The sequence below is a fragment of the Planococcus beigongshangi genome, from assembly GCF_016820495.1.
Taxonomy (GTDB): Bacteria; Bacillota; Bacilli; order Bacillales_A; family Planococcaceae; genus Planococcus; species Planococcus beigongshangi.
The window spans coordinates 113,780-134,859 of sequence record NZ_JADHDU010000004.1; the positions used below are offsets into that span (position 1 = coordinate 113,780).

Sequence of the window (21,080 nt, forward strand, 5' to 3'; positions counted from 1 at the left end):
TGTTTTGCAGAATATCGGGTGCTGCAAATCATCAGTTCTACTAATTACAGAGAAATCCACAAGTAACAGCGCAATAAACAACAAAGGAATGGTGATCCAATGGCAGAAAGATCATTCGATAATACGGATTTAGCCGATTACAAAGCAAGCGGGGTGCTGGAAGGGAAAGTCGCCATCATAACGGGGGCAAGCAGCGGAATCGGACAGGCTGTCGCAATAGCCTATGCGAAAGAAGGGGCGAAAGTTGTCATCGGCTATAAAGGCAATGAAGAAGGGGCAGAAACGACGATCAAGCTGATCGAAAAATACGGCGGTGATGCAAAAGCGTTTCAAGGCGATTTGGGGAAATCGGAAGAATGTGAGAAAATCGTCCAATTTACACTTCAGTCATATGGGCAGATAGATATCCTAGTTAATAACGCAGGCTATCAATATCCGCAGACTTCTCCGCTGGATATAACAGATGAGCAAATGCTGAAAACGTTCGAGATCAAAGCATTTGCCATGTTTTATCTTGTGCGGGCAGCGTTGCCCCATCTGAAGAAAGGGTCGCGCATCATCAACACGGCATCGATCAATGCATATCGGGGCCATTCGGACCTGATCGACTACGCCGGTGCAAACGGTGCAATGGTGGCGATGACCCGCTCGCTTGCCCGCCGCCTTGTCCGGGAGGAAATCGCGGTGAATGGCATAGCGCCGGGCCCGATCTGGACACCGCTCATCACCAAGACTTTCGGGGACATAAACCCTGACGTTGCGGATGACTTTGGAGAAGATGTTCCGGCTGGCCGGGCCGGAGAGCCATTTGAGTTGGTGAAAGCCTATGTATTTTTAGCGGATCCGCAAAATTCGTATATGACGGGCCAGTTTCTTCATATGAACGGCGGGGACTATATGTCGACATAATTCCAACCTCCAGCAGGGAAATCCCTGACGGAGGTTTTTTACCTGATTCCTTTCGGTGATTATCCACCGCAGGAGAAGCTGTGATAAAATTCACAGTGAATAAGGGAGTGAGCTTTTGAAAAGGATCGTATTGGTTTTAATGGCTGTCATATGGGCAATTTCAGGGTGCCAGGAAACCAAGGAACCTGAACAGCCGGTGGAAGAAAAAACAGACCAGGCAAAAATGGAACCGACATTAAAGGTGCATTACATTGACGTCGGACAAGGGGATGCGACATTGGTCGAATTTGATGGCCATGCCATCCTGATTGATGCGGGGCATTGGAAATCGACCCAGGCGGTGGATTACCTGAAGGAGATCGGCATCACGGAAATCGATCTGGCGGTCGGTACACATCCCGATGCCGATCATATCGGGCAGCTGGCGCAGGTTATCGGTGAATTTAATGTCGATGAAGTCTGGATGCCTGGAAATACGAGCACTTCGAATACGTATCTGAATGTGATGCAGTCGATCGATGCCAGTGGAACGGATTATTACGAACCGCGTGCAGGAGAAGTTTTTGATATAGGGAAGATGGAGATAGAAGTCCTTTATCCGGAGGAGATTACCGGTGCGGCCAATGAAGAATCGATTTCGATGAAATTGGCATATGGCGACGTGCGATTTGTTTTCACGGGCGATGCGGGAGTAAAAGAGGAACAATGGATGATCGACAGTGGCACGGATTTGCAGGCAGAAATCCTGCATCTCGGCCACCACGGATCCAATACATCAACAGGGAAGGCTTTTCTGGAGGCGGTGTCGGCTGAAATTGCGATTTACAGTGCCGGAGCAGATAATTCCTACGGACATCCACATGCGGAAGTCCTTGCTGCCGCTGAGAATGCAGGAGCGGAAGTGTACGGCACCGATGTCAACGGCACAGTCATCGTAGAATCGGATGGAGATTCCTACCGAATCGTGACTGAACGTGAAGGTGTGGCAGCGGAGGGTGAAAACCGCTGCATCAATATCAATATCGCTTCAAGTGCGGAACTCCAGCAAATTGCTGGAGTGGGGGAGGCCTATGCGGCTGAAATCATGCGAATGCGGCCATTTGACACAATTGACGAATTGGCGGACATCAAAGGCATCGGCCAGGGAACTGTTACGGCTATCAAAGAGCAGGGGCTGGCCTGTATAGGGGAGTGATCGGGTGCAGGGCTATTTGGATCGGATTGAAGATGGCGGTAAAGCCGTTATTATTTTGGAAGAGCAGGGTTTTGAAATCATCCTGTCTGTACAGCATTTACCGGAAGGCAGCAGGATAGGATCATGGTTCCGAATTTATGAGCGGGATGGCGGTTATTCATTCGTATTGGACGAGGAAGAACGAATCCGCCGGGAACAGCTGGTAAACCGGATAACCCGAAAGTTAAAGATGAAAAGCCAAGGCAGTAAATTCAAACGGAAATGAAGTGAGAAATGCCCTGGATCCGGTTTGGGATTCAGGGCATCAGCATTCAATCCAGTTTTTCACGCAATTCAAGGTAATAATCCGCCACTTGCCCAGGCTGATATAAATCTGTACGATCGGTCGCGTAATTATGGATTACGGCAGGAAATTCCAGATCCATCTCAGGGACGCGGACGAGAAAATCATTTTTGTAAAGGAGTACCGCCACATCATGATACTCTTCGCTGGTGACTTTAAATGACAAGGAGATTTTTTGTGCATCGTTTGCATAACCGGGAACTATGACCCGTTCCGAGTTGAAATCAGTGGCCTCGATTTGTTTCTCATCTATCCATACAATTGTCTCCACGGAAAAACCGCCTTTCAAAATTTCTTCACTTTGACTTTACCATGAAAAAACCGCCACATCCTAAAAAAAGGATTGGCGGTTTTTCAGGCGGTCATTTTTTTCTCACGCGAATAACGGATGTTCGTCACCACTAGCGTAACGACAAGGAACAATCCGAGCAAACCGATGACCGGATAAAATTCGCTGACAAGGTCTTTGAATCCTCTGAAGCTGAGTGCATATGCGATTCCGACAACAGCAACAACCGTGATTCTGAAGCGTTTGGTGTTTTGTTCCGCAAAACGGGCCGTGAATGAAAACAGCATACTGACAGCCGTATTGTAGATCATGGCGAATAAGATCAGTGAAACGAAGAAACCAAGGAATGGCGCAATATCGTTGGCTATCTGAAGAATGGGCATTTCCGCCTCACCGACACGGTCGATGGAAGAGAATATCGCCAAATGGTTTAGGATGATGAGAATGCCAAGTCCAAGCCCGCCGATCAATCCGCCGCGGGCAGCGACTTTTTCATCTTTCTCTGCGCCGCCCATGACAATCGACATGGAAGCGCCGACCGCTATATTAAATGATACATAGTTCACCGCTGAATAAAACCAATTGGATAAAGCGGAATCCGCTGATTTTGCAATCGGTTCCAATGCCGTGAATGTGGAGTCCATCGTCATCAGGCTGTATATGGCAAGACCGACAACTGTCAAAATCAGAAACGGCGTGATGCTTCCGATAATCGCAATAACCTTTTGGATATTCAACATGATCGTTCCCATAACAAGCAAAGCCATCACGGTATTCCCATAAGCTGCCGGGAATCCGAATTGCTGAGAAAAGATGGAGCCTGCTCCCGCAATCATCACGACGCCGACGCCGAATAACGTCAGAATGATGATGGCATCCATGATGATCCCGCCAATTCTTCCGCCCATGGTGTAAAGAGCATCTTTATGCGATGTGGTCTGCAGGCGGCTGCCTATTCTTGTTAAACTCATTCCCATATAAGCGAAAAGGGCAGTCGCTAATATTGCAGCAAAAATGCCGGGTATACCGAAACTTGTAAAATATTGCAGGATTTCCTGGCCGGATGCAAAGCCTGCTCCAACGATGATTCCGATAAAAGCGCTTCCAATCTTCAAACTTCTAATCATGGTGTACCCCCTGGATGTGTTTGAGTCTGGAATGAAAACTTATTTAAATATAACAAAAAACAGGCACGTACGCAAAAATTCTTTTGAAAGATTTACAATAGTAAGTAAATGAAATTATATTAAGAACATAAAATGGAAGTTTTCTAAGTAAAAAGAAAAGCTGGCTGAAGCCGTTAGCGGCTTCAGCCAGTTCTCATGAGATTCTTATTGATTTTTATTGGCAATGATAACCAGTTTTCCTTTGTCGAGTTCTTCTTCGTATTCTTCTGCTTCCTGTGTCGTTAAGCCGGCACTTGCCATTTTCGCGCGCAATTCATCACCGCGAGAGCTGGTCATATTCTTCATGCTGTCCAGGAAACCTTGTTCCTTCATCCCGACGCTTTCAGTATCGAGTGCATCCGTTACATGCTTTTGGCGTTTTTTATCATGAGCGAAAATGTAAATGTCATCGTGCGTGTACCCTTGTGATTCTAATTTGTCGATTTCTTCTTTAGCCTGGATTGCGTTTTCAACTGTCATTTTAATAGTCAAAATTAATCCCTCCCAAATTTTCTATCCACTACTATGTTTACCACGATCTTCTGCTCTTCAAACAAGTGGCTGCTGGGGGATTGCGTTATACTGAAGAAAAATAGACGGAATGGAGCGATGGAGATGAACATTACACCTATTGGCATTTGGGGAGGCTATCCCAATAAAAATGAAGCGACCTCCTCATTTTTAATCGAACAGGACGGTTTCCGCTGCTTGGTCGACTGCGGCAGCGGGGTACTTGCCGCGCTGCAGAATTATATGAAACTGAGTGAACTGGATGCGGTGATCATCACTCATTATCATCCGGATCATGTGGCGGACATCGGCGTCTTGCAGCATGCCGCGATGGTGGGCATGCAATTGAAGGAATGGGAGACGCCGCTGCCCATCTATGCGCATAACCGGGATGCCGCCGGTTTTGCAAATCTTTCCTATAAGGGAGTCACGGTAGGCAGGGAGCTGCATGTCGATACTCCCGTCCAGCTTGGGCCATGGGAAGTTTCATTTTGTGAAACGGTCCATCCGGTTTATTGTCTGGCATTGAGATTTACTTCAAACGGAAAAAGCGCTGTATTTACAGCTGATACGGCATGGAAAGACGAACTTGTCGAGTTTTCGGCAGGCGCTGATTTCATCGCGGCCGAATCGAATCTGTATGAGAAATATGTCGGGATCATCCAAGGGCATATGAGCGGCCGGCAAGCAGGGGAACTTGCGGAGCAGGCAGGTGTGAAAAGGATGGTGTTGACGCATCTCCCGCAATACGGGGACCTGGAAGAAATTCTGGAATCAGCGAAAAACGCCTATACAGGGCCGCTTGAATTCGCTCAAATCGGCAAAACCTATAATATCTGAAATAGCGGTTGAAAATCCTTTCGAAAATTTTACCAGGAACGTGTTTTCCTTTTCATAAAAAAAGGGAAGCTATTAATAGGTAGAAAATGAAAGGGGCCTGGATTATTATGAGAGAATTATTCGGCTTGATGAAATTCGGAGCCAAATCAGCTTTATGGGCAGCAATTATAAATACGGTTCTTGGCATTATTAAAACAGCTGCCTATCTGATTACAGGGAATGTGGCCATGTTCGCCGAGATGATGCACAGTTTCGGCGACGCGGCCAATCAGTTTTTCGTATTTATCGGTTCCGGGCTCAGCAAGAAGAAGCCAACCGACCGCTTTCCGGGAGGTTTTGGCCGATTGGTCAATCTGGTCCTTTTGGGAGCTGTCCTGATTGTTGGTATTCTGGCTTATGAAACGATTGTGGAAGGGATCCACCATATCCGATCGGGCGCACATTCCGAAGATTGGTTCTGGCTGAATGTCGGCGTGCTGGGGGTGGCGATCGTACTGGAGATGTTCGTGTTGCATAAAGCGATGAAAGAAATCACGCATACGCTTCCGAAAGAACAGACAAAAGGGCTGAAAATTTTCCCTGCGGCTTTTAAAAATGTGAAATACGCCAACCCTGCTACAAAGCTTGTATTTTTAGAGGATATGGTTGCAGTAGGAGGCGCAGTTCTTGCGTTGGTTGCCATCGTCATCGCCACGTTCACACCGTTCCACAGTGCGACAGGCTATGCATCGGTCATCATCGGGATCATGCTGGTCGTCGTTGTCGGGCGCATCTTCCTGGATAATGCTGCTGGCGTTCTCGGAGTGGCCGATCTCGAGATGCAGGAGCGTATGGGCAATGAAATTATGAAACATCCCCGCATCCACGATATACAGGATCTCGATGTCATCCGTGAAGGCGACGATCTGCACGTGGAATTGAAAGTTGAAGTCGAAGCCGATATGACAGTCAAAGAAGCAGACGAAATCCGTGATTTCATTGCTGAGGAGATCAAGAAACGCGTACCGAATGTCACGGACATCATCATTGAGTTCGACCAAGTCGATGAAATCGTTCACTGGCAAAAGGTGGTCATTAAGAAACCGACGGAATAAATGGAGGGATTGTCTTGAAAATCGGAATTATCGGAGCTACAGGAAAAGCCGGAAGTCTGATTATGAAGGAAGCGAAATCCAGAGGGCACGAAGTGACGGCGATCGTCCGGGACGCCCAGAGGCTTACGAATGAAAAAGATGTCGCTGTGCTGGAAAAGGATATCTTCGATCTCGAGGCCGATGACCTGAAACAATTTGATGCCGTCGTCAATGCTTTCGGTGTGCCTCCTGAAAAAGCGGTCCAGCATGTGGAGGCAGGCCGGACGCTCATCGATGCGTTGAAAGGTGCTAAAGACACCAGACTTCTGGTAGTCGGCGGAGCAGGGAGCCTGTTTGTCGATGAGGCGAAAACTACCCGCCTGAATGAAACGCCTGAGTTTCCGGAAGCTTTTAAAGCCATCGCATTAAACCAGTCCCAGAACTTATCTGACCTTGAACAGTCGGAAGGCATCCGCTGGACATTCCTTAGCCCGGCGGCATTTTTTGATCCAGAAGGCAAGCGCACCGGTAAATACCAGATTGGCGAGGACGCCTTTCTGGTGAATAGGAAAGGGAAAAGCTATATCAGTTATGCGGATTACGCGATTGCCATGGTCGATGAAATCGAAAATGGCTGGCATATCAATAAACGCTTTACGGTTGCAGGGGAAAAGGAATGACCATTGAACGGGTGCCGTCGCTTTTCTATTGTCCAGACTCCAACTGGCCAACTCCTCGGACTTAAGCCGCCCTTCCTGCGCGGCCGAAAAGACGCCGCTTCGCTATTCTGTCTTATGCCTATCAGAGCTAAGCGGGTGCCGTCGCTTTTCTATTGTCCAGACTCCAACTGGCCAACTCCTCGGACTTAAGCCGCCCTTCCTGCGCGGCCGAAAAGACGCCGCTTCGCTATTCTGTCTTATGCCTATCAGAGCTAAGCGGGTGCCGTCGCTTTTCTATTGTCCAGACTCCAACTGGCCAACTCCTCGGACTTAAGCCGCCCTTCCTGCGCGGCCGAAAAGACGCCGCTTCGCTATTCTGTCTTATGCCTATCAGAGCTAAGCGGGTGCCGTCGCTTTTCTATTGTCCAGACTCCAACTGGCCAACTCCTCGGACTTAAGCCGCCCTTCCTGCGCGGCCGAAAAGACGCCGCTTCGCTATTCTGTCTTATGCCTATCAGAGCTAAGCGGGTGCCGTCGCTTTTCTATTGTCCAGACTCCAACTGGCCAACTCCTCGGACTTAAGCCGCCCTTCCTGCGCGGCCGAAAAGACGCCGCTTCGGAAGTTTATCTTAAATCTGTCGGAGCTGAACGGCCGTTGTCGCTTTTCTATTGTCCAGGCTCCGGCGACCCAGCTCTTCGGGTCATAAGCCAGCCCAGCTATGCGGCAAAGGGCGCCGCTTCGCTATTCTGTCTTATGCCTATCAGAGCTAAGCGGGTGCCGTCGCTTTTCCAATTGCCATTAAACGTTCACCTTCATCTCTTCAGGGCATTAAAGAATCATGTATAATGAAATGAAACTTGAAGATAAAGGTGGGTAAACACGATGGAATTTCTTTACTTTCCAGAAGATAAGTCTGAGTATATCCCCGGTATTATCTCCGTAATTGTTATCTTCATTCTATCCATGCTTATCATCTGGCTGCTGGTCAAAGCTTCAAAAAAACAGGTTAAGCAAATGGGTGAACAGGAGTATTATATTGATTACGACACGAAAAACAGCGAGGATCCGCTGTCTATAGATAGTACGCCGGGTAAAGATGAAGTGGAGCACACTTCTGATAATAAGAACGACAAAAAAGAGTCCTGAAGAAATTCAGGACTCTTTTTATATTGCGGAATGAAATTAATTACCTTCAATTTCCTCTGTCAATTTTTCCAGTTCATCAATCAGTTCGCCGATATAAGCGATAGTATCGCGGAGCGGCTGGTCGGTCGTGATGTCGATACCGGCCATTTTCGACAGTTCCACCGGTGATTTCGTTCCGCCGGCTTTCAATACTTCCAGCCATTCATCGACAGCTGGCTGCCCTTCTTCAAGGATGCGTTTCGACACTTGCGTGGAAATAGTCAGCCCCGCGCTGTAAGTGTACGGATACAAGCCCATGTAATAATGTGGCTGGCGCATCCACGTCAGCTCGGCACCTTCATTGATATCCACCGCGTCTCCCCAGAATTCTTCGAGCACACCGCGCTTCAGGTTATTCAGAATGCCGGCATTGACGCTCTGCCCGGAATCGATGCGCTCGTATACTTTACGCTGATAAGCCGCTTCCAGCAGATGCGTCACGAAATTATGGTAATACGTGCGGGCGACAATCGATGAGATGACCCAGCGTTTGAATTTCGGATCTTTCGAATTCGACAGCAGGTGATTGGCGACGAGCATTTCGTTCATTGTCGAAGGCGCTTCGATGAAGTACAGCGAAGGACGCGCGTTGAACACATTCTGTTCGCGGTTCGCGTTGTAGAAATGGCCGGCGTGCCCAAGCTCATGTGCCAGGACAAACACTTCGTTCATGCGGCCGGTCCAGGAAATCAGGATATACGGGTGGTTGCCGTAAGGGCTCGAACAGAAAGCCCCAGTCGATTTTCCTTTATTCTGCGCAAAATCAATCCAGCGTTCCGAGTAGGAACGTTCAATCATTTCCAAATAATCTTCGCCCATGATGCCGAGTGCGTCATTGATGTATTTCTTCGATTCTTCGACTGTGATTTCAGGCTCGTATGTCGGATCCAGTGAAATCTTCAGATCAGCAAAAGTCATTTTTTCAAGGCCATGCGCTTTTTGCAGCAGTTTTGCATATTTGCGCATATGCGGTGCCAATTCACTTGTGATCAGGTCGATTTGGCGGTTGTACAGGGAACGGTCCACTTCCTGATTGAACAGGAGGTAATCGAAAATCGACTCGTAGCCGCGCAGGTCGGATGTGGTTTTTTCCATCTGCAGCTGCATATCATATGTTTTTGCAGTCGTATGCTGATAGTCTTTCAATTTTGCGGAAAATGCATCAAAGGCAGCGCGTCGTTTCCCTGTATCCGTTTCCGCTTCCCAGTCGCCTTCAAACGATACATAGCTGAGTGGGTAGCTCTCGCCGTCCACTTCGAAATCCTCGAACGACATGTCGACCATTTTCGTCGTATTATAAAGTCCGTAAGGCGCGTTGAATGTTGATGAATAGGCGGCGAGTGTTTTTTCGACTTCGGGATGCAATTGGTGTTTTTTTCTGCGGATCAATTTTTCCAGATAGACCTTGAATTCATCTGAATCTTTCATTGCCTGCACCAGTGTCTCTTCGGGCAATGCCAGCAATTCACTTGTTACGAATGACAGTGTGCTGTTCACTTTTGCGGCAGCCGAACCGAATGTGCTCGACAGCATCTGAGCATCATTGTCCGTTTGATCTGTACTGATTTTCAGGCTTGCATATGTACCGATTGGAACAAATTTTTCAGTGAGTTCCGCGTAGGCTTCCAATAATTCGATGACTGAAGCGGCATCTTCCGTTTTGCCTTTATAATTCACTTCAAAAGTATCGACTTCCTGCTGGAGCGACCCTAAGCTTTCATGGAAGGCTTCGTCTGATGCAAATAAAGACTGTAAATCCCAAGTTTCTTCAACATTCACTTCTGAGCGTGCGGGTAAACTTTTAACCATTTATCTATCTCTCCTCTTTTATTACGGGTATCGAACTATTCCAAGTATAGCGGGCAAGGAGAAAAAAGTAAAAAGGATTTATCGAATAAATTAAAAAATTCGAATAAAAAGAGGTTTAAATTTAAAATGTGCGTGGTATATAAAAGATACAAGGCGGAACCACCGTAGGGAGAAACGAGTAAGCAGAATCTTAGCTTATAATCGCCTCCAGACGAGGACATGCACAGCCTTGGCGGAAAATTTGCTTTACTGGCGATTGTTTTCTCGTCGGGTACCACCGTTTGCAGAGTTTTAAAAGAAAGTGCTCCAAACGAAGATTGGTAAGTTTTTTGTGTAAGTGCAACTGAATATCTGACTGCAGAACATCGGATTCGCTGTGAGGTATATGCGAGTAAATCTAAAGATGCAGACAGAACAAGAAGCTGTATTGACGGGATTTGAACATTCGTCAACCTTTATTAAGAATGTAGAAGTATGAATAACAAATTTTCCGCGTGCACTAACTCCTCTGAGAGTGGAGGAGTTGCAACAGGGAAAAGCGCAGCCTGATGAAAAGGGCTGCGCTTTTTCTGTGTGTTCATTTACAGAAAATCCTGCCAAGAATAAATTCAGAAAATTGACGGTAATCAGCATAATGCTATGTTAAAATAAAGGCATTACAAGCAAAATTCACCGGAGAAAGAGGGAATAAGATGAATGAGACGACTAGTACAGCAATCCAGGATGAATACGCGGAAGAGTTTGCGCATTGTTACGGCTGTGGCCGTTTGAATGAAGAGGGGCATCACTTCCGGACTGTTTGGCAGGGGGAGAAGACGTATACCGAATATAACCCGTCGGATGCACATACTGCGATTCCCGGTTTTGTCTACGGCGGAGTCATCGCTTCGTTGGTGGATTGCCACGGTACCGGTTCAGCGTCGCTGGCTTTGCACCGGAAGAATGGATTTGAACCGGGCAGTGGTGAGGAGCCGCCGCGTTTTGTGACGGCTTCCCTGCATGTTGATTATCTGAAGCCGACTCCGCAGGGCGTCACGTTAAAAGCTGCAGGTGCAGTGGAAGAGATCCATCCGAAGAAATTCAAGGTGACTGTCGAAGTCACTGCGGACGGCGTGGTGTGTGCAACAGGAACAGTGGTTGCCGTCGTTATGCCGTCCTCATTTGGAAAATAGAATTCCAAAGGGGCTGGGAAAGTGGCGGAAGAAAAGCAGGAAATACGCAATGATCTGATCGGCGATATTTTGAGGGAATATGAAAAGACCGGAGGCATGGATAATCTGCCGGGAACCGGTAAACCGTTGCCTTCCGAATACTTCTCGGGTGACTTGTTCCAGCAGTTCCAGCGGGTGGCTAACGAGCAGGGTTACAAACCGCATTGGCTTAAATTGCAGCATGAAATCCGGGACCGGATACATGCAATACAGGAAAGACGCCAAGCAGGAAAGCACAGGGACGTGCCATTGCTCATTACGAAAATCAACGAGAAAATCCACGAATTCAATCAATCCTGCCCGGTGCCGCTTCAAAAAGGGTCGATCACGATGGAGAATATCGACCGGATGGCCAGCAGATGGGAATAATAATTTTTGCTTAACAAAGGACCTCGCCTCGGCGAAGTCCTTTGTTGGTTTAACGGACCCATTTTTAGGGGAATTTTATAGGAAATGAATTTTTGGAAATCGAAAGGGAGGAGTGAGCAGCAATGGAAAGAAAAGAGGAGACACCGAAGATGAAAAAGGAAGAAACGATTGAGGTGGAAACGTCGGAGCGGGTAGGCGAAACGCCGGCGGAACCGATCCCGGAGACACCAGTGGAACCGATTCCGGAGACACCAGTGGAACCGATTCCGGAGACACCGGCGGAACCGGCCACGAAAGTGAAAGCGGAGAAGCCGGCGAAAAAGGAACGGGTTGAATCGCCGCCGGCCGAAGCGGAAGAAGTCGAGGAAATCGATGAACAGACAGAAGAGGAAAATGAAACCAGCCGCTTCAGTAAAATTTACAGCAATGTGGCGTCAAACCGTTATGAAAATCTGCGCACCAGTTATATAGAAAATCAGGCGAAAGAATTGAGGAAAAAAAGAAAATAAAACGGGGGCGTGCTGTCCCGCGTTTTATGATTGTCCAAATTCAAGTCGGCCCAGCACTTCGGGTCATCTCTCGCCTTTGCGTTTCCTTAGCTTCTCCATTTCTTCAGAAACAACGAAAGCCAGATCATCGTTGCCGAACATCTGGAGAATCTCGAGGATTGTCTCATCGCTGATATCCATTTCGGAAGAATCCGCGTCTTCCAATGCCTTGATGAGAACTTCATTGGTTGATTGCACAGGATAAGCGCGCTTATAAAGTTCGAGTGGATCCAGGTCGTTGCTCAGCGACCAATTGACGAAAAGCTGGACCATTGTGGCTTCATCCTGCTGATACTTTTTGATGATATAGTCATCACGATTTTCATATTCCATGTCTTTCAGCTCCTTAAAAGCAATCTTATAGGTAACATACCAAAAAAAACAGGTGGATGCTTGGACTTCCATCCTAATATCCTCTAGAATTTGTAGCAGGACCCATGATAGTATCGGAGGGAAAAAGATGAAATTACTTCAAGTCAGAAAAGGTCAATTCGTGTATTACAATAACGAATTGCACAAAGTCTATTCAGTTAAACCGCTCGCGAAAAGATCCGTTCTTATGTTCCGTGTCAAGGACATGGAGCAAGTGGATGCGAAAGCGGATGAAATCACTTTCTACAAACCACAGCATATGGACTCTTTCTTATTTTTCGGCAGCCGTTATACACTGCGCGATGATATGGTGCCTGAAGAAGGCGGCTATATCCTGATCAGCAAACCGGATCCTGATTATATGGACCATTATTCTCTCAATGAATTTGAAAAAGTGGAAACGGTTGAAGGCAAGAACGTGCTGACGACGAGACAAAACACGGTGAAATTCAAGGAATTCTTTATTATGGATCCGGGTGAAGCGGAGGGCAGCAAAGACATCGCCTATTACGACAAGTCGAAAGTCGATGCAAGCCAGCTGGAAGCGGATAAGCAATTGATCGAAAAAATCCGTGAGCGCGATGCAATCCGTCCATCCATCGGGGATGTCTACCTGAACCTGGACAACGGGACAAGCGCGATGGTCGTAGCGATTTCACGTGAAGAAGTGACGCTTGGCACAGGCGACCGCCTGACATTCCAGGAATTGTACAGAGCGGATAACTGGAACTTCCTTTACAACGTAGTGGACGGCGAATTCCGTTAATTTTATAAGAATGATAACCAGAGCCAGCGAAGGATGGATGAATCCTTCGCTGGCTTTTTTTCATTTCATAGCGGCTCGAGCGCGGTTGTCTGATCGAAGAACAGAAAAGCGTCATAGCGTTTCGATATCATCGTTGGCACGTAATTGCCGTATGCTTCCCGTTCCGGATGGTAGACGACACCGACGGCCCGGTGGCCTGCCCAGCGGTCAAACAACTGGCGGTTGCTGTCGTCAAAAATCAGCTGTTTATCGTGGGCACCCGTCCTGTGCAGCAATTCCTCCCACGAATTCTTTTGGGCCGGTGGCAGGGGCATTTCTTCATACGGGGCTTCCCAGGATTCCGCTGCGATGACAGTGCCTTCATAAGAACCGAAACCGATTGCATAGACATCTTCCGGCGGATTCTGTTCCCGGAGCAATTGTCCGACATTGACCATGCCATCGTTTTTCATATCGGTCGCCCGGGCATCCCCGATATGCGTATTATGTTCCCAAATAATGATCCTGGCGTCGGGGCCATGGTACTTCCGCAGTTCATTTATCGTTTCCACCATATGTCCATCCCGGATATTCCAGGAATCCGCACCGGACCGCAACATGGCCCGGTAATATTCTTCTGCATTTTTCGCGACTAGTGAGTTGATCTGAAGATTGAGGTCCGCTTCTTCTTCATTGGCGTAACGTTCCGGATTGCTCTGTATGGAAGCGAGCAGCCTGGTAACTTCCTCGACACAGGATGTGGAAAAAGTGGCGTAGGAAATGGCATACTTTTCAGGCTCGCGGTTGCTCGGATCGAAGCAGGAAAATGCCTGTTTCGCCAGCTGCACATCGCCTCCTGCAGGATCGACATCCGTCAGGTAGCGGATCACTTCTTCCATGGATTCCCATAGACTGTAGACATCAATGCCGTAAAATCCGATCTTTTTACTCTCCGCGGCATTAAAATCCTTCAGCCAATCAATAAAATCAGCGATTTCCGCGTTGGCCCACATCCATCTCGGCCAGCGTGTAAACGACTGTGCCAATAAATCCGCTGCGTTTTCATTGCCATCAGTAAAGCCATTGATATAGCGGTGCACCTGATATGACGACGGCCAGTCGCCCTCCACCGCAATAAGGGAAAACCCTTTTTCCTGAATCAGCCGTTTCGAGAGAGCCGCGCGCCATTGGTAAAACTCTGACGTACCGTGAGTGGCTTCGCCCAATAAGACAATTTTTGCGTCACCCGCAGCTTCCAGCAATAAGTCCAAATCACTGCTGGCAGTTACAGGCTGTGCAAATTTTCGGATGGCCACTTCCAGTGTAAGTTTCATGCAGACACTTCCTTTCGGTGGATATTCAAAGGTGAAAAACAGCATATCCGCGGCTGCGGATATGCTGTTGGCTTACTTATTCAATACATCCTGGAATTCCGGAGTCTTTTCGATTACACCACGCGCAAAGGAACATTGTGCATCGATCGTTTTGCCTTCGTTCCGGGCATACTGGACAATTTCACTGACCAGCTGTTTGCCCACGCCCTGGCCTGAAAGTTCCGGTGACACTTCCGTATGCGTAACGGTCAGCACATCGCCATTCGGCATATATTCAAGAGCCGCCAGTTCTTCCGAATCCTTTTCGACAAAGAATTTATTGTTGCCTTGTTTGATATCCATCGTTCAGCCTCCTTTTCGTCTATACAGATGTATTCCCGTTATTGTTAAAACTATTCAATAGCGGGTATGGAAAAAGAACAGAAAATAGAATGGGGTGACGGGATGGCACAGGAAAACCTTGCGGAAACGGCAGTCAATAAAATCGAAAAGATCTTTGGGGAGCATCCGGGATACAGGCGTGCACATTCGAGAGGAATCGGTTATGAAGCGGAATTTACAGCGAACGGCGAAGGGAAGAATTGGACGGTGGCGCCGTATTTAAGGGAAGGCACAACGAAGGCATGGGTGCGTTTCTCCCATAGTGCCCCGGATCCGTTTTGGACGGATAACCTGTCGCCGGTCAAAGGGATGGCGGTGCAATTCAAATTGCCGGATGGGCAGATAATGAACAGCGTGGGAGTCACATCCTCGATATTCTTTGCGCGGACGCCGGAGGTTTTCACGGAAATGCTCGATATCGCCAAGTCCTTCAAAAAAGGGCGGCCGCGATTGCGGGATCTGATTACCTTATTCATCAAATATCCGGAAAGCCGAGCCGCTGTCCGCATCATCCGTAAAATGCAGGGTCCTGCGAGCTTTGCGACCGGACTTTATCATTCCATCCACGCTTTTTATCTCGTTAACGGAACAGGCAAACACGTACCGGTAAAATTTCAATGGCAACCGGAAGCTGGCGTGGAATCGCTGAATCCGGCCGAAGCGGCGTCTGTGCAAAAAGGCGATTTTGAAAAAGAGATTGAAAAGCGTGTGGCTGCAGGCGAAACGGCATTCCGCCTCATCGCAGTAATCGGTGAGGAAGGCGACCCTGTGGATGACCCGACGAAAGATTGGGCGGAAGACAGAGAAAAAGTGGAAATCGGACGCTTGAAGCTGATTCAGCGGAGTGCTGAACCGGAGGATCTGCTGTTCGACCCGACGGAACTTGCAGAAGGCATTGAGTGCACTGATGACCCGATCCTGCATTTCCGTAACCCGGCCTATGCCATTTCCTATAAGAGGAGAAATATGGAAAAACGCTGAATTCGGATAAGGGATCCAGCGTTTTTTATCGGCGCTGAAATGATGCCGATCACAAAAGGTCCAATGCCGATCATAAAACCGCTTATGCCGATCACAAATCCGCCAATGCCGATCACAAAAGTCAAAACGTCCGAAAATCACCCGGATCCAGTGCTTTATTTGCATGAAATCTTCAGCATCATCAAGGATTTTCGAAGAAATCGTCCATTTTCCCATCCATTTCAATAAAATCGGATCCCGCCAGCGCAAAAAAACGCTGAAGTCCCGATCGGACTCCAGCGTTCACCTGTTCAATACAGTTTGCCTTGTTTATACAAAACATTCGACAACCGGGATACGGCGTGGATAAAGCAATTTTGGCGGAGTGGAAATGGATCTCCGTAAAATTGCGGCAAAATAAGATCGAATGTTTTCCTCATCTGTGCAATGAGTTTCTGATAGATCTCTTCTTCCGAATCGTATTGTGTTTCGCGGCCCTGCAGCCATTCGAAATAAGAAACGATGACCCCGCCGGCGTTGGCCAGGATATCCGGGATGATGACGACGCCATTGGCGCTGAGGTAATCATCGGCTTCCTGTGTTGTCGGCGCATTGGCACCTTCTACGATAATCCGGGCTTTGATGTCCTTCATATTGCCTTCATGCAGCTGATTTTCCAATGCAGCCAGGAATAACACATCAACATCCAGCGTCAGCAGCTCATCGCGTCCACGAATCTCCGCTCGCGTTCCGGCTTCCGCCAATTGCTCTTCCGTTGCCGGAAGATCTCCTTGGTTTTTTGATGAAAATGCGATCAATGCCGGGATATTCAGGCCTTCCTCATTGTATAACGTTACGTTACGGTCACTGACGGCGACCACCGTATTATCCACCAAAGGGCATTTATACGCTTCGTGCGCTGTGACGGAGCCGACATTACCGAAGCCCTGTACAGCGACTTTAAGCGGACGGTTCGCTGTAGCCAACGTTGTCCGGGCAAACACATTATCCGTCGAAGCCAGCAACTCTTCTTTTTCCTTCAGGAAATCATGGATCATGTAGCGGAATGAAAAATACACGCCTTTACCGGTAGCTTCACGACGTCCGAGCGAGCCGCCATTGACGACGGATTTACCCGTGAAACTGCCCAGATATGGCAAGCCGTGATGCACTTTCTTGTATTCGGCCATCATCCAATCCATTTCGCGTTCGCCCGAGCCGACGTCAGGTGCAGGAATATCCTTATCCGGTCCGATGACATCAGCGAAATACCTCACATATTTTCGGGAGATCAAATTCAATTCCTTTTCGGAATAGTTTCGGGGATTGATGACTATGCCGCCTTTGCCGCCGCCGAACGGTACGCCGTGAAGCGCGTTCTTCAACGTCATCAGGAAAGCCAGATTCATGACTTCTTCTTCGTTTACGCTCTCATGGAAGCGGATGCCGCCTTTATAGGGTCCGAGTGCATCGTTGTGCTGAATCCGGAATGACGGGATACGCACCACTTTGCCGTTGTCCAATGGGACTCGTAAATAAGATTTGTGTACTTTGTTCGGTGTTGACAGGATTGCGCTCAGGGAAGTGAAAGCCTGCTCGCGGGCGGCACCGGTCAAGTCAGGCAGAAAACTTTCATTTTCCAATAGCGCATCAAGTGAACTCTGGATAATAGCATTTGTCGGTTCTTCCATTTCATTGCACCTCCGAATTTAGTATCTCCATACATCCATACCCTGTCCGAAATAGAATAATCACGCGCATTTATTCCCAGCTGTCGTATTGTTCCTCTTCCGTAACCACCCGCAGGTCATCGGCTGTAATCAGCATGACCTGGTAATCCGCTTTTTCTGCATAATGATCCGCTTCTTTTTTGATGAACTTCGGCGAACCGTCCGTTTCCTCATCATAGACGATCAGGATGCCGTCGGAATTCCGCAGGAAAAATTTATTTTTCTCGATGAATTGCCAAGGGGCTTCGTAGGGACGGTTCGTCAGGCTCCGGTGAAAATCGGCCCGCCTCTGAATTTCTTTATATCTTTCCTGGTTCGTTTCATTCCATCTGTTTTCCTGTTCGAGAAAAGGGGTGAGGAGCGCCAGCTGCAATTGGGGGAATTCCTCTTTCAACTCGATCGCGACTTCTGCAGCCCACGTTTCCACGCCCAGCTGGCCGCTGACGATGATCCATTCAAGCTCTTCATCGATCAACGCGCGGAACCGGTTTTCCAAAGCTTTCTTGATAAAGCGGACGCCGGGATTTTTATCATCGAAAATTCCGAGCTCATGCTGTTTATAGCCTGTGACCACCAATCGTTTTATCATCGTCTTTCACCTCGGGCTGTTAATTTTCCATACCACCAGTTTACCTTAGTCCTTCCGTCATTTCTAATCAGGCAATAAAGTGATGGAATTGTCAGTGAATTAATATTCATTGTGATAAAATATCTTGCATGAAGGGGTGAGGAAGATGGTCAATCTGGAGGACATCAAAAAAGCGCGGGAAGAAATTGGCGATATCATTCATAAAACGCCGCTGCTGAGCTCGGAATTATTGAATGCAAGAGCCGGCCGTCGGATTTTCCTGAAAGCCGAGCATCTGCAGAAAACAGGGTCGTTTAAAATCAGAGGCGCTGTCAATGCAGTAAAACATGCAGTCCGGAACGGAGCGGAATTCATCACGGCCGCCTCTTCCGGCAATCATGGGCAAGCAGTCGCCTGCATAGCCGGAAAGCTTGGGATACCTGCCGTTATTGTGGTACCGCAAGATGCGAACCGGGCAAAAGTTGCAGCAATTGAAGCGTACGGCGGAAAAGTGGAATACTGCGGTTTTACATCGAGCGACCGGATTCCACGCGCGATGCAGCTCGCTGCAGAAAACAGCGGCGTCTATATTCCACCATACGACCATCCGCATATCATCGCGGGACAGGGGACGATCGGCCTCGAAATCCTGGAACAATTGCCGGAAGTCGATGTGATTGTCGTACCTGTCGGAGGCGGCGGGCTGATTAGTGGCATCCTCACGGCTGTCAAAGCCATCAAACCGGAAGTCCGGATCGTCGGAGTCGAGCCGGAGACCGGCAACGACACACAATTGTCTTTGAAATCAGGGAAAATCACCTCCGTGTCCGGCAATTTTTCCATCGCGGACGGTCTGCGCACGTCACAGCCGGGTGAGCTGACTTTCCCCATCCTGCAAAAACAGCTGGACGATCTCGTCGTGGTGACGGAAGAAGAAATAAAATCCGCCCTGCAATTCATCATCGAACGCACCAAACAACTGATTGAACCATCAGCCGCGGTGACGGTCGCTGCCATCCTGGCAGGAAAGGCGGGCGGGCAAGATGAACGGATCGTTGCCGTCCTCTCCGGAGGAAATATCGATTTGCTGGAACTTCGGAGCTGTCTGCCTGAATAGACGTTTAGCCGGCCGCGTGGCGGGAAAAGAACGATAAGAATAAAATCCATCTATGAGTAAAGGAGAGGACCGGAATGGCAGAAGACAAACAGCCCCACGAAAAAATGAGGGACAAAGAAAGTGATTTGAAAGCCGCTCAGAAAGTCCATTATACGGATGATTTTAAAAAAGCGGACAAAGCTGGAGAAGCGCAGCGCCAGGAAAATGAGGAACAGGACAACGGTGATAAATAACAACAAACCCCGGTGACCTATCAGGTCACCGGGGTTTGTTGTGTCTGAAGAAATTTCCGGTCTATATTGCAATCCCTAAAACACACAGGTAAAATGAAGTTTAAGTATTCTGAACATACCAACTGGTAAGTATGTTGGAAACCAAGAAGCTTGGAGGGAATAGTATGCATGTAATGGAATTATTTAATCTGACAGGCAAAACCGCCATTGTGACCGGAGGGGGGCGCGGGCTTGGCGCTCAAATTGCGCAGGGGTTCGCGGAAGCGGGAGCAAATGTTGTTGTCTGTTCCAGGAAAATGGAAGCCTGCGAAGAAACGGCTGAATTATTGAGAGGTCTTGGAGTTAAAGCGCTCGCCCTCAAATGCGACGTCACCAGTGAGCAGGATGTGGAAAATGTCATCAGAAAAACGGTGGAAGAATTCGGCACAGTCGATATTCTGGTCAATAACTCCGGGGCGACATGGGGAGCGCCAGTGGAACAGATGCCGCTCGATGCCTGGCAGAAAGTCATGAACGTTAACGTGACGGGAACGTTCTTGATGAGCCGGGCGGCCGGACAGGTGATGATCAAACAGAAGAGCGGGAAAATCATCAATATTTCATCAGTCGCAGGACTTGGCGGCATCGATCCCGAGTTGATGAATACGATTGGCTATAACACGAGTAAAGGCGCCGTCATTACGTTCACGAAAGACCTCGCAGCAAAATGGGGCCAGCATAATATCAATGTCAATGCCCTGGCTCCGGGCTTCTTCCCGACGAAAATGTCAGAGGTTCTGATCGAGCGCGGCCGCGAGCAGTTCTTGAAGCAGACACCGCTGAACCGATTTGGCACCGATGAAGATCTGAAGGGCGCGGCTTTATTCCTTGCCTCCAAAGCATCGGATTATATCACGGGGGATGTAATCGTCGTCGACGGCGGCATGCATACCCTTTAAGAAACGAGAGGAATGGCGATGAAAGACAGGATTAAAGAACAGAGCATCCGCCTTTTTGAAAGGAAAGGATTTAGTGAAACATCGATTCAGGATATTGTGGAAGCGCTGAACGTCACGAAAGGCACGTTCTATTATTATTACAGCAGCAAAGAACAGCTGCTGATGAAAATTCATGAGGAATATATCGACGATCTGCTGGAACGCCAACGGAAAATCACTGACAGCGATGTAAATCAGAAAGAAAAACTGAAAGGAATCATTCATCTGCTGATTTCCGATATCGCGAGAAATGGCGACAGCGGCAAGGTGTTTTTCCGTGAAATGCGCCATCTGACCGAAGAAAATGCAATCGAGATCAAAAAGAGCCGGGAACAATTCCGCCTTACTATAGAAGAAACAATTCGCCTCGGCATGGAAAAAGGAGAATTCCGGGCACAGTTGCGACCGGATATGACGGCACTCGCAGTACTTGGCATCACCAACTGGACATACCAATGGTTCAACACAACCGGTGAACTGGCGGCGGATGAACTTGCTGAAATCTACAGCAGCATTGTACTGGATGGGATCAATGAACCGAAGAAAGGATGAGGTG

General features: G+C 48.2%; 25 protein-coding genes. 16 read left to right on the plus strand and 9 right to left on the minus strand.

All coding sequences use genetic code 11. The features are described 5' to 3' along the window. The first annotated feature begins 99 nt into the window (after positions 1-99). The 3 genes from IQ294_RS10595 to IQ294_RS10605 all read left to right on the plus strand — a co-directional run bounded on the left by IQ294_RS10595 (position 100) and on the right by IQ294_RS10605 (position 2,369). The gene (locus IQ294_RS10595) at positions 100-909 is read left to right on the plus strand and encodes an SDR family oxidoreductase (RefSeq protein WP_203334015.1); all 810 of its coding nucleotides are present in this window, start codon (positions 100-102) and stop codon (positions 907-909) included. Between the two features lie 115 nt (positions 910-1,024). Then, positions 1,025-2,104 (plus strand): MBL fold metallo-hydrolase, encoded by a 1,080-nt coding sequence (locus tag IQ294_RS10600; protein WP_238942778.1) that lies wholly within the window; start codon positions 1,025-1,027, stop codon positions 2,102-2,104. Positions 2,105-2,108: 4 nt separating this feature from the next. Beyond that, positions 2,109-2,369 (plus strand): DUF3006 family protein, encoded by a 261-nt coding sequence (locus IQ294_RS10605; RefSeq protein ID WP_203334016.1) that lies wholly within the window; start codon positions 2,109-2,111, stop codon positions 2,367-2,369. Positions 2,370-2,415: 46 nt separating this feature from the next. On the opposite strand, the gene IQ294_RS10610 is transcribed toward IQ294_RS10605, so the two are convergent. The 3 genes from IQ294_RS10610 to IQ294_RS10620 all read right to left on the minus strand — a co-directional run bounded on the left by IQ294_RS10610 (position 2,416) and on the right by IQ294_RS10620 (position 4,394). Continuing rightward, positions 2,416-2,718, minus strand: a complete 303-nt coding sequence (locus tag IQ294_RS10610) for a DUF3219 family protein (RefSeq protein ID WP_203334017.1) — start codon at positions 2,716-2,718, stop codon at positions 2,416-2,418. An 83-nt stretch (positions 2,719-2,801) separates the two neighbouring features. Continuing rightward, entirely contained in the window at positions 2,802-3,863 is a 1,062-nt protein-coding gene (locus IQ294_RS10615; RefSeq protein WP_203334018.1) for a YkvI family membrane protein, read from the minus strand. Positions 3,864-4,067: 204 nt separating this feature from the next. After that, positions 4,068-4,394: a YflT domain-containing protein gene (locus IQ294_RS10620; RefSeq protein WP_203334019.1), complete on the minus strand. Its 327-nt coding sequence runs from the start codon at positions 4,392-4,394 to the stop codon at positions 4,068-4,070. Positions 4,395-4,517: 123 nt separating this feature from the next. Here IQ294_RS10620 and IQ294_RS10625 point away from each other — a divergent pair, with 123 nt between their 5' ends. The 4 genes from IQ294_RS10625 to IQ294_RS10640 all read left to right on the plus strand — a co-directional run bounded on the left by IQ294_RS10625 (position 4,518) and on the right by IQ294_RS10640 (position 8,131). Beyond that, positions 4,518-5,252 (plus strand): MBL fold metallo-hydrolase, encoded by a 735-nt coding sequence (locus IQ294_RS10625; RefSeq protein ID WP_203334020.1) that lies wholly within the window; start codon positions 4,518-4,520, stop codon positions 5,250-5,252. A gap of 107 nt (positions 5,253-5,359) precedes the next feature. Further along, positions 5,360-6,346: a cation diffusion facilitator family transporter gene (locus IQ294_RS10630; RefSeq protein WP_203334021.1), complete on the plus strand. Its 987-nt coding sequence runs from the start codon at positions 5,360-5,362 to the stop codon at positions 6,344-6,346. Positions 6,347-6,360: 14 nt separating this feature from the next. Next, positions 6,361-7,005, plus strand: coding sequence for an NAD(P)-dependent oxidoreductase (locus tag IQ294_RS10635; RefSeq protein WP_203334022.1), 645 nt, complete (start codon positions 6,361-6,363; stop codon positions 7,003-7,005). 862 nt (positions 7,006-7,867) lie between these two features. Continuing rightward, the gene (locus IQ294_RS10640) at positions 7,868-8,131 is read left to right on the plus strand and encodes a hypothetical protein (protein ID WP_203334247.1); all 264 of its coding nucleotides are present in this window, start codon (positions 7,868-7,870) and stop codon (positions 8,129-8,131) included. A gap of 36 nt (positions 8,132-8,167) precedes the next feature. Here IQ294_RS10640 and pepF read toward each other — a convergent pair whose 3' ends face one another. Further along, a complete protein-coding gene (pepF, locus tag IQ294_RS10645; RefSeq protein ID WP_203334023.1) occupies positions 8,168-9,979 on the minus strand; it encodes an oligoendopeptidase F in 1,812 nt (603 codons plus the stop codon). Between the two features lie 692 nt (positions 9,980-10,671). Here pepF and IQ294_RS10650 point away from each other — a divergent pair. The 3 genes from IQ294_RS10650 to IQ294_RS16315 all read left to right on the plus strand — a co-directional run bounded on the left by IQ294_RS10650 (position 10,672) and on the right by IQ294_RS16315 (position 12,068). Then, on the plus strand, positions 10,672-11,151 hold the full coding sequence (locus IQ294_RS10650; RefSeq protein WP_203334024.1) for a PaaI family thioesterase: 480 nt from the start codon (positions 10,672-10,674) through the stop codon (positions 11,149-11,151). A gap of 21 nt (positions 11,152-11,172) precedes the next feature. Then, positions 11,173-11,559, plus strand: coding sequence for a DnaJ family domain-containing protein (locus IQ294_RS10655; RefSeq protein WP_349291349.1), 387 nt, complete (start codon positions 11,173-11,175; stop codon positions 11,557-11,559). 122 nt (positions 11,560-11,681) lie between these two features. After that, positions 11,682-12,068, plus strand: a complete 387-nt coding sequence (locus IQ294_RS16315) for a hypothetical protein (protein ID WP_238942780.1) — start codon at positions 11,682-11,684, stop codon at positions 12,066-12,068. Between the two features lie 63 nt (positions 12,069-12,131). Here the strand turns inward: IQ294_RS16315 and IQ294_RS10665 are convergent, their stop codons facing one another. Further along, the gene (locus IQ294_RS10665; RefSeq protein ID WP_203334025.1) at positions 12,132-12,440 is read right to left on the minus strand and encodes a protein YxiS; all 309 of its coding nucleotides are present in this window, start codon (positions 12,438-12,440) and stop codon (positions 12,132-12,134) included. A gap of 127 nt (positions 12,441-12,567) precedes the next feature. Between IQ294_RS10665 and IQ294_RS10670 the strand changes: the two genes are divergently transcribed. Further along, positions 12,568-13,245 carry a hypothetical protein gene (locus tag IQ294_RS10670; RefSeq protein ID WP_203334026.1) on the plus strand — a complete coding sequence of 226 codons (678 nt, stop codon included), beginning with the start codon at positions 12,568-12,570 and terminating at the stop codon, positions 13,243-13,245. A gap of 65 nt (positions 13,246-13,310) precedes the next feature. On the opposite strand, the gene IQ294_RS10675 is transcribed toward IQ294_RS10670, so the two are convergent. Both IQ294_RS10675 and IQ294_RS10680 read right to left on the minus strand, forming a co-directional pair. After that, positions 13,311-14,558: an erythromycin esterase family protein gene (locus tag IQ294_RS10675; RefSeq protein ID WP_203334027.1), complete on the minus strand. Its 1,248-nt coding sequence runs from the start codon at positions 14,556-14,558 to the stop codon at positions 13,311-13,313. Positions 14,559-14,630: 72 nt separating this feature from the next. Then, positions 14,631-14,900, minus strand: a complete 270-nt coding sequence (locus IQ294_RS10680; RefSeq protein ID WP_203334028.1) for a GNAT family N-acetyltransferase — start codon at positions 14,898-14,900, stop codon at positions 14,631-14,633. Positions 14,901-15,002: 102 nt separating this feature from the next. Here IQ294_RS10680 and IQ294_RS10685 point away from each other — a divergent pair, with 102 nt between their 5' ends. Beyond that, a complete protein-coding gene (locus tag IQ294_RS10685) occupies positions 15,003-15,920 on the plus strand; it encodes a catalase family peroxidase (RefSeq protein WP_203334029.1) in 918 nt (305 codons plus the stop codon). A gap of 290 nt (positions 15,921-16,210) precedes the next feature. On the opposite strand, the gene IQ294_RS10690 is transcribed toward IQ294_RS10685, so the two are convergent. Together IQ294_RS10690 and IQ294_RS10695 are read right to left on the minus strand one after the other, a co-directional pair. Next, a complete protein-coding gene (locus IQ294_RS10690; RefSeq protein WP_203334030.1) occupies positions 16,211-17,590 on the minus strand; it encodes a Glu/Leu/Phe/Val family dehydrogenase in 1,380 nt (459 codons plus the stop codon). Positions 17,591-17,660: 70 nt separating this feature from the next. Further along, positions 17,661-18,218 carry an SLOG family protein gene (locus IQ294_RS10695; protein ID WP_203334031.1) on the minus strand — a complete coding sequence of 186 codons (558 nt, stop codon included), beginning with the start codon at positions 18,216-18,218 and terminating at the stop codon, positions 17,661-17,663. 145 nt (positions 18,219-18,363) lie between these two features. Here IQ294_RS10695 and IQ294_RS10700 point away from each other — a divergent pair, with 145 nt between their 5' ends. From IQ294_RS10700 to IQ294_RS10715, 4 genes are all read left to right on the plus strand, one after another. Beyond that, positions 18,364-19,314: a threonine ammonia-lyase gene (locus IQ294_RS10700; RefSeq protein WP_203334032.1), complete on the plus strand. Its 951-nt coding sequence runs from the start codon at positions 18,364-18,366 to the stop codon at positions 19,312-19,314. Positions 19,315-19,388: 74 nt separating this feature from the next. Then, positions 19,389-19,547 carry a YfhE family protein gene (locus tag IQ294_RS10705; protein ID WP_203334033.1) on the plus strand — a complete coding sequence of 53 codons (159 nt, stop codon included), beginning with the start codon at positions 19,389-19,391 and terminating at the stop codon, positions 19,545-19,547. A 164-nt stretch (positions 19,548-19,711) separates the two neighbouring features. Then, positions 19,712-20,485, plus strand: coding sequence for an SDR family oxidoreductase (locus tag IQ294_RS10710; protein WP_203334034.1), 774 nt, complete (start codon positions 19,712-19,714; stop codon positions 20,483-20,485). Positions 20,486-20,503: 18 nt separating this feature from the next. Then, complete coding sequence (locus IQ294_RS10715) at positions 20,504-21,076, plus strand: TetR/AcrR family transcriptional regulator (protein WP_203334035.1); 573 nt, start codon at positions 20,504-20,506, stop codon at positions 21,074-21,076. The last annotated feature ends 4 nt before the right edge of the window (positions 21,077-21,080 follow it).

Bases quoted from the DNA above. Each gene is read 5' to 3' on its own strand.
- IQ294_RS10625 (WP_203334020.1), top strand. From the start codon at position 4,518: ATGAACATTACACCTATTGGCATTTGGGGAGGCTATCCCAATAAAAAT.
- IQ294_RS10675 (WP_203334027.1), bottom strand. From the start codon at position 14,558: ATGAAACTTACACTGGAAGTGGCCATCCGAAAATTTGCACAGCCTGTA.
- IQ294_RS10695 (WP_203334031.1), bottom strand. From the start codon at position 18,218: ATGATAAAACGATTGGTGGTCACAGGCTATAAACAGCATGAGCTCGGA.
- IQ294_RS10630 (WP_203334021.1), top strand. From the start codon at position 5,360: ATGAGAGAATTATTCGGCTTGATGAAATTCGGAGCCAAATCAGCTTTA.
- IQ294_RS10700 (WP_203334032.1), top strand. From the start codon at position 18,364: ATGGTCAATCTGGAGGACATCAAAAAAGCGCGGGAAGAAATTGGCGAT.
- IQ294_RS10705 (WP_203334033.1), top strand. From the start codon at position 19,389: ATGGCAGAAGACAAACAGCCCCACGAAAAAATGAGGGACAAAGAAAGT.
- IQ294_RS10650 (WP_203334024.1), top strand. From the start codon at position 10,672: ATGAATGAGACGACTAGTACAGCAATCCAGGATGAATACGCGGAAGAG.
- IQ294_RS10595 (WP_203334015.1), top strand. From the start codon at position 100: ATGGCAGAAAGATCATTCGATAATACGGATTTAGCCGATTACAAAGCA.
- IQ294_RS10710 (WP_203334034.1), top strand. From the start codon at position 19,712: ATGCATGTAATGGAATTATTTAATCTGACAGGCAAAACCGCCATTGTG.
- IQ294_RS10685 (WP_203334029.1), top strand. From the start codon at position 15,003: ATGGCACAGGAAAACCTTGCGGAAACGGCAGTCAATAAAATCGAAAAG.
- pepF (WP_203334023.1), bottom strand. From the start codon at position 9,979: ATGGTTAAAAGTTTACCCGCACGCTCAGAAGTGAATGTTGAAGAAACT.
- IQ294_RS10615 (WP_203334018.1), bottom strand. From the start codon at position 3,863: ATGATTAGAAGTTTGAAGATTGGAAGCGCTTTTATCGGAATCATCGTT.
- IQ294_RS10715 (WP_203334035.1), top strand. From the start codon at position 20,504: ATGAAAGACAGGATTAAAGAACAGAGCATCCGCCTTTTTGAAAGGAAA.
- IQ294_RS10665 (WP_203334025.1), bottom strand. From the start codon at position 12,440: ATGGAATATGAAAATCGTGATGACTATATCATCAAAAAGTATCAGCAG.
- IQ294_RS10670 (WP_203334026.1), top strand. From the start codon at position 12,568: ATGAAATTACTTCAAGTCAGAAAAGGTCAATTCGTGTATTACAATAAC.
- IQ294_RS10690 (WP_203334030.1), bottom strand. From the start codon at position 17,590: ATGGAAGAACCGACAAATGCTATTATCCAGAGTTCACTTGATGCGCTA.
- IQ294_RS10640 (WP_203334247.1), top strand. From the start codon at position 7,868: ATGGAATTTCTTTACTTTCCAGAAGATAAGTCTGAGTATATCCCCGGT.
- IQ294_RS10680 (WP_203334028.1), bottom strand. From the start codon at position 14,900: ATGGATATCAAACAAGGCAACAATAAATTCTTTGTCGAAAAGGATTCG.
- IQ294_RS16315 (WP_238942780.1), top strand. From the start codon at position 11,682: ATGGAAAGAAAAGAGGAGACACCGAAGATGAAAAAGGAAGAAACGATT.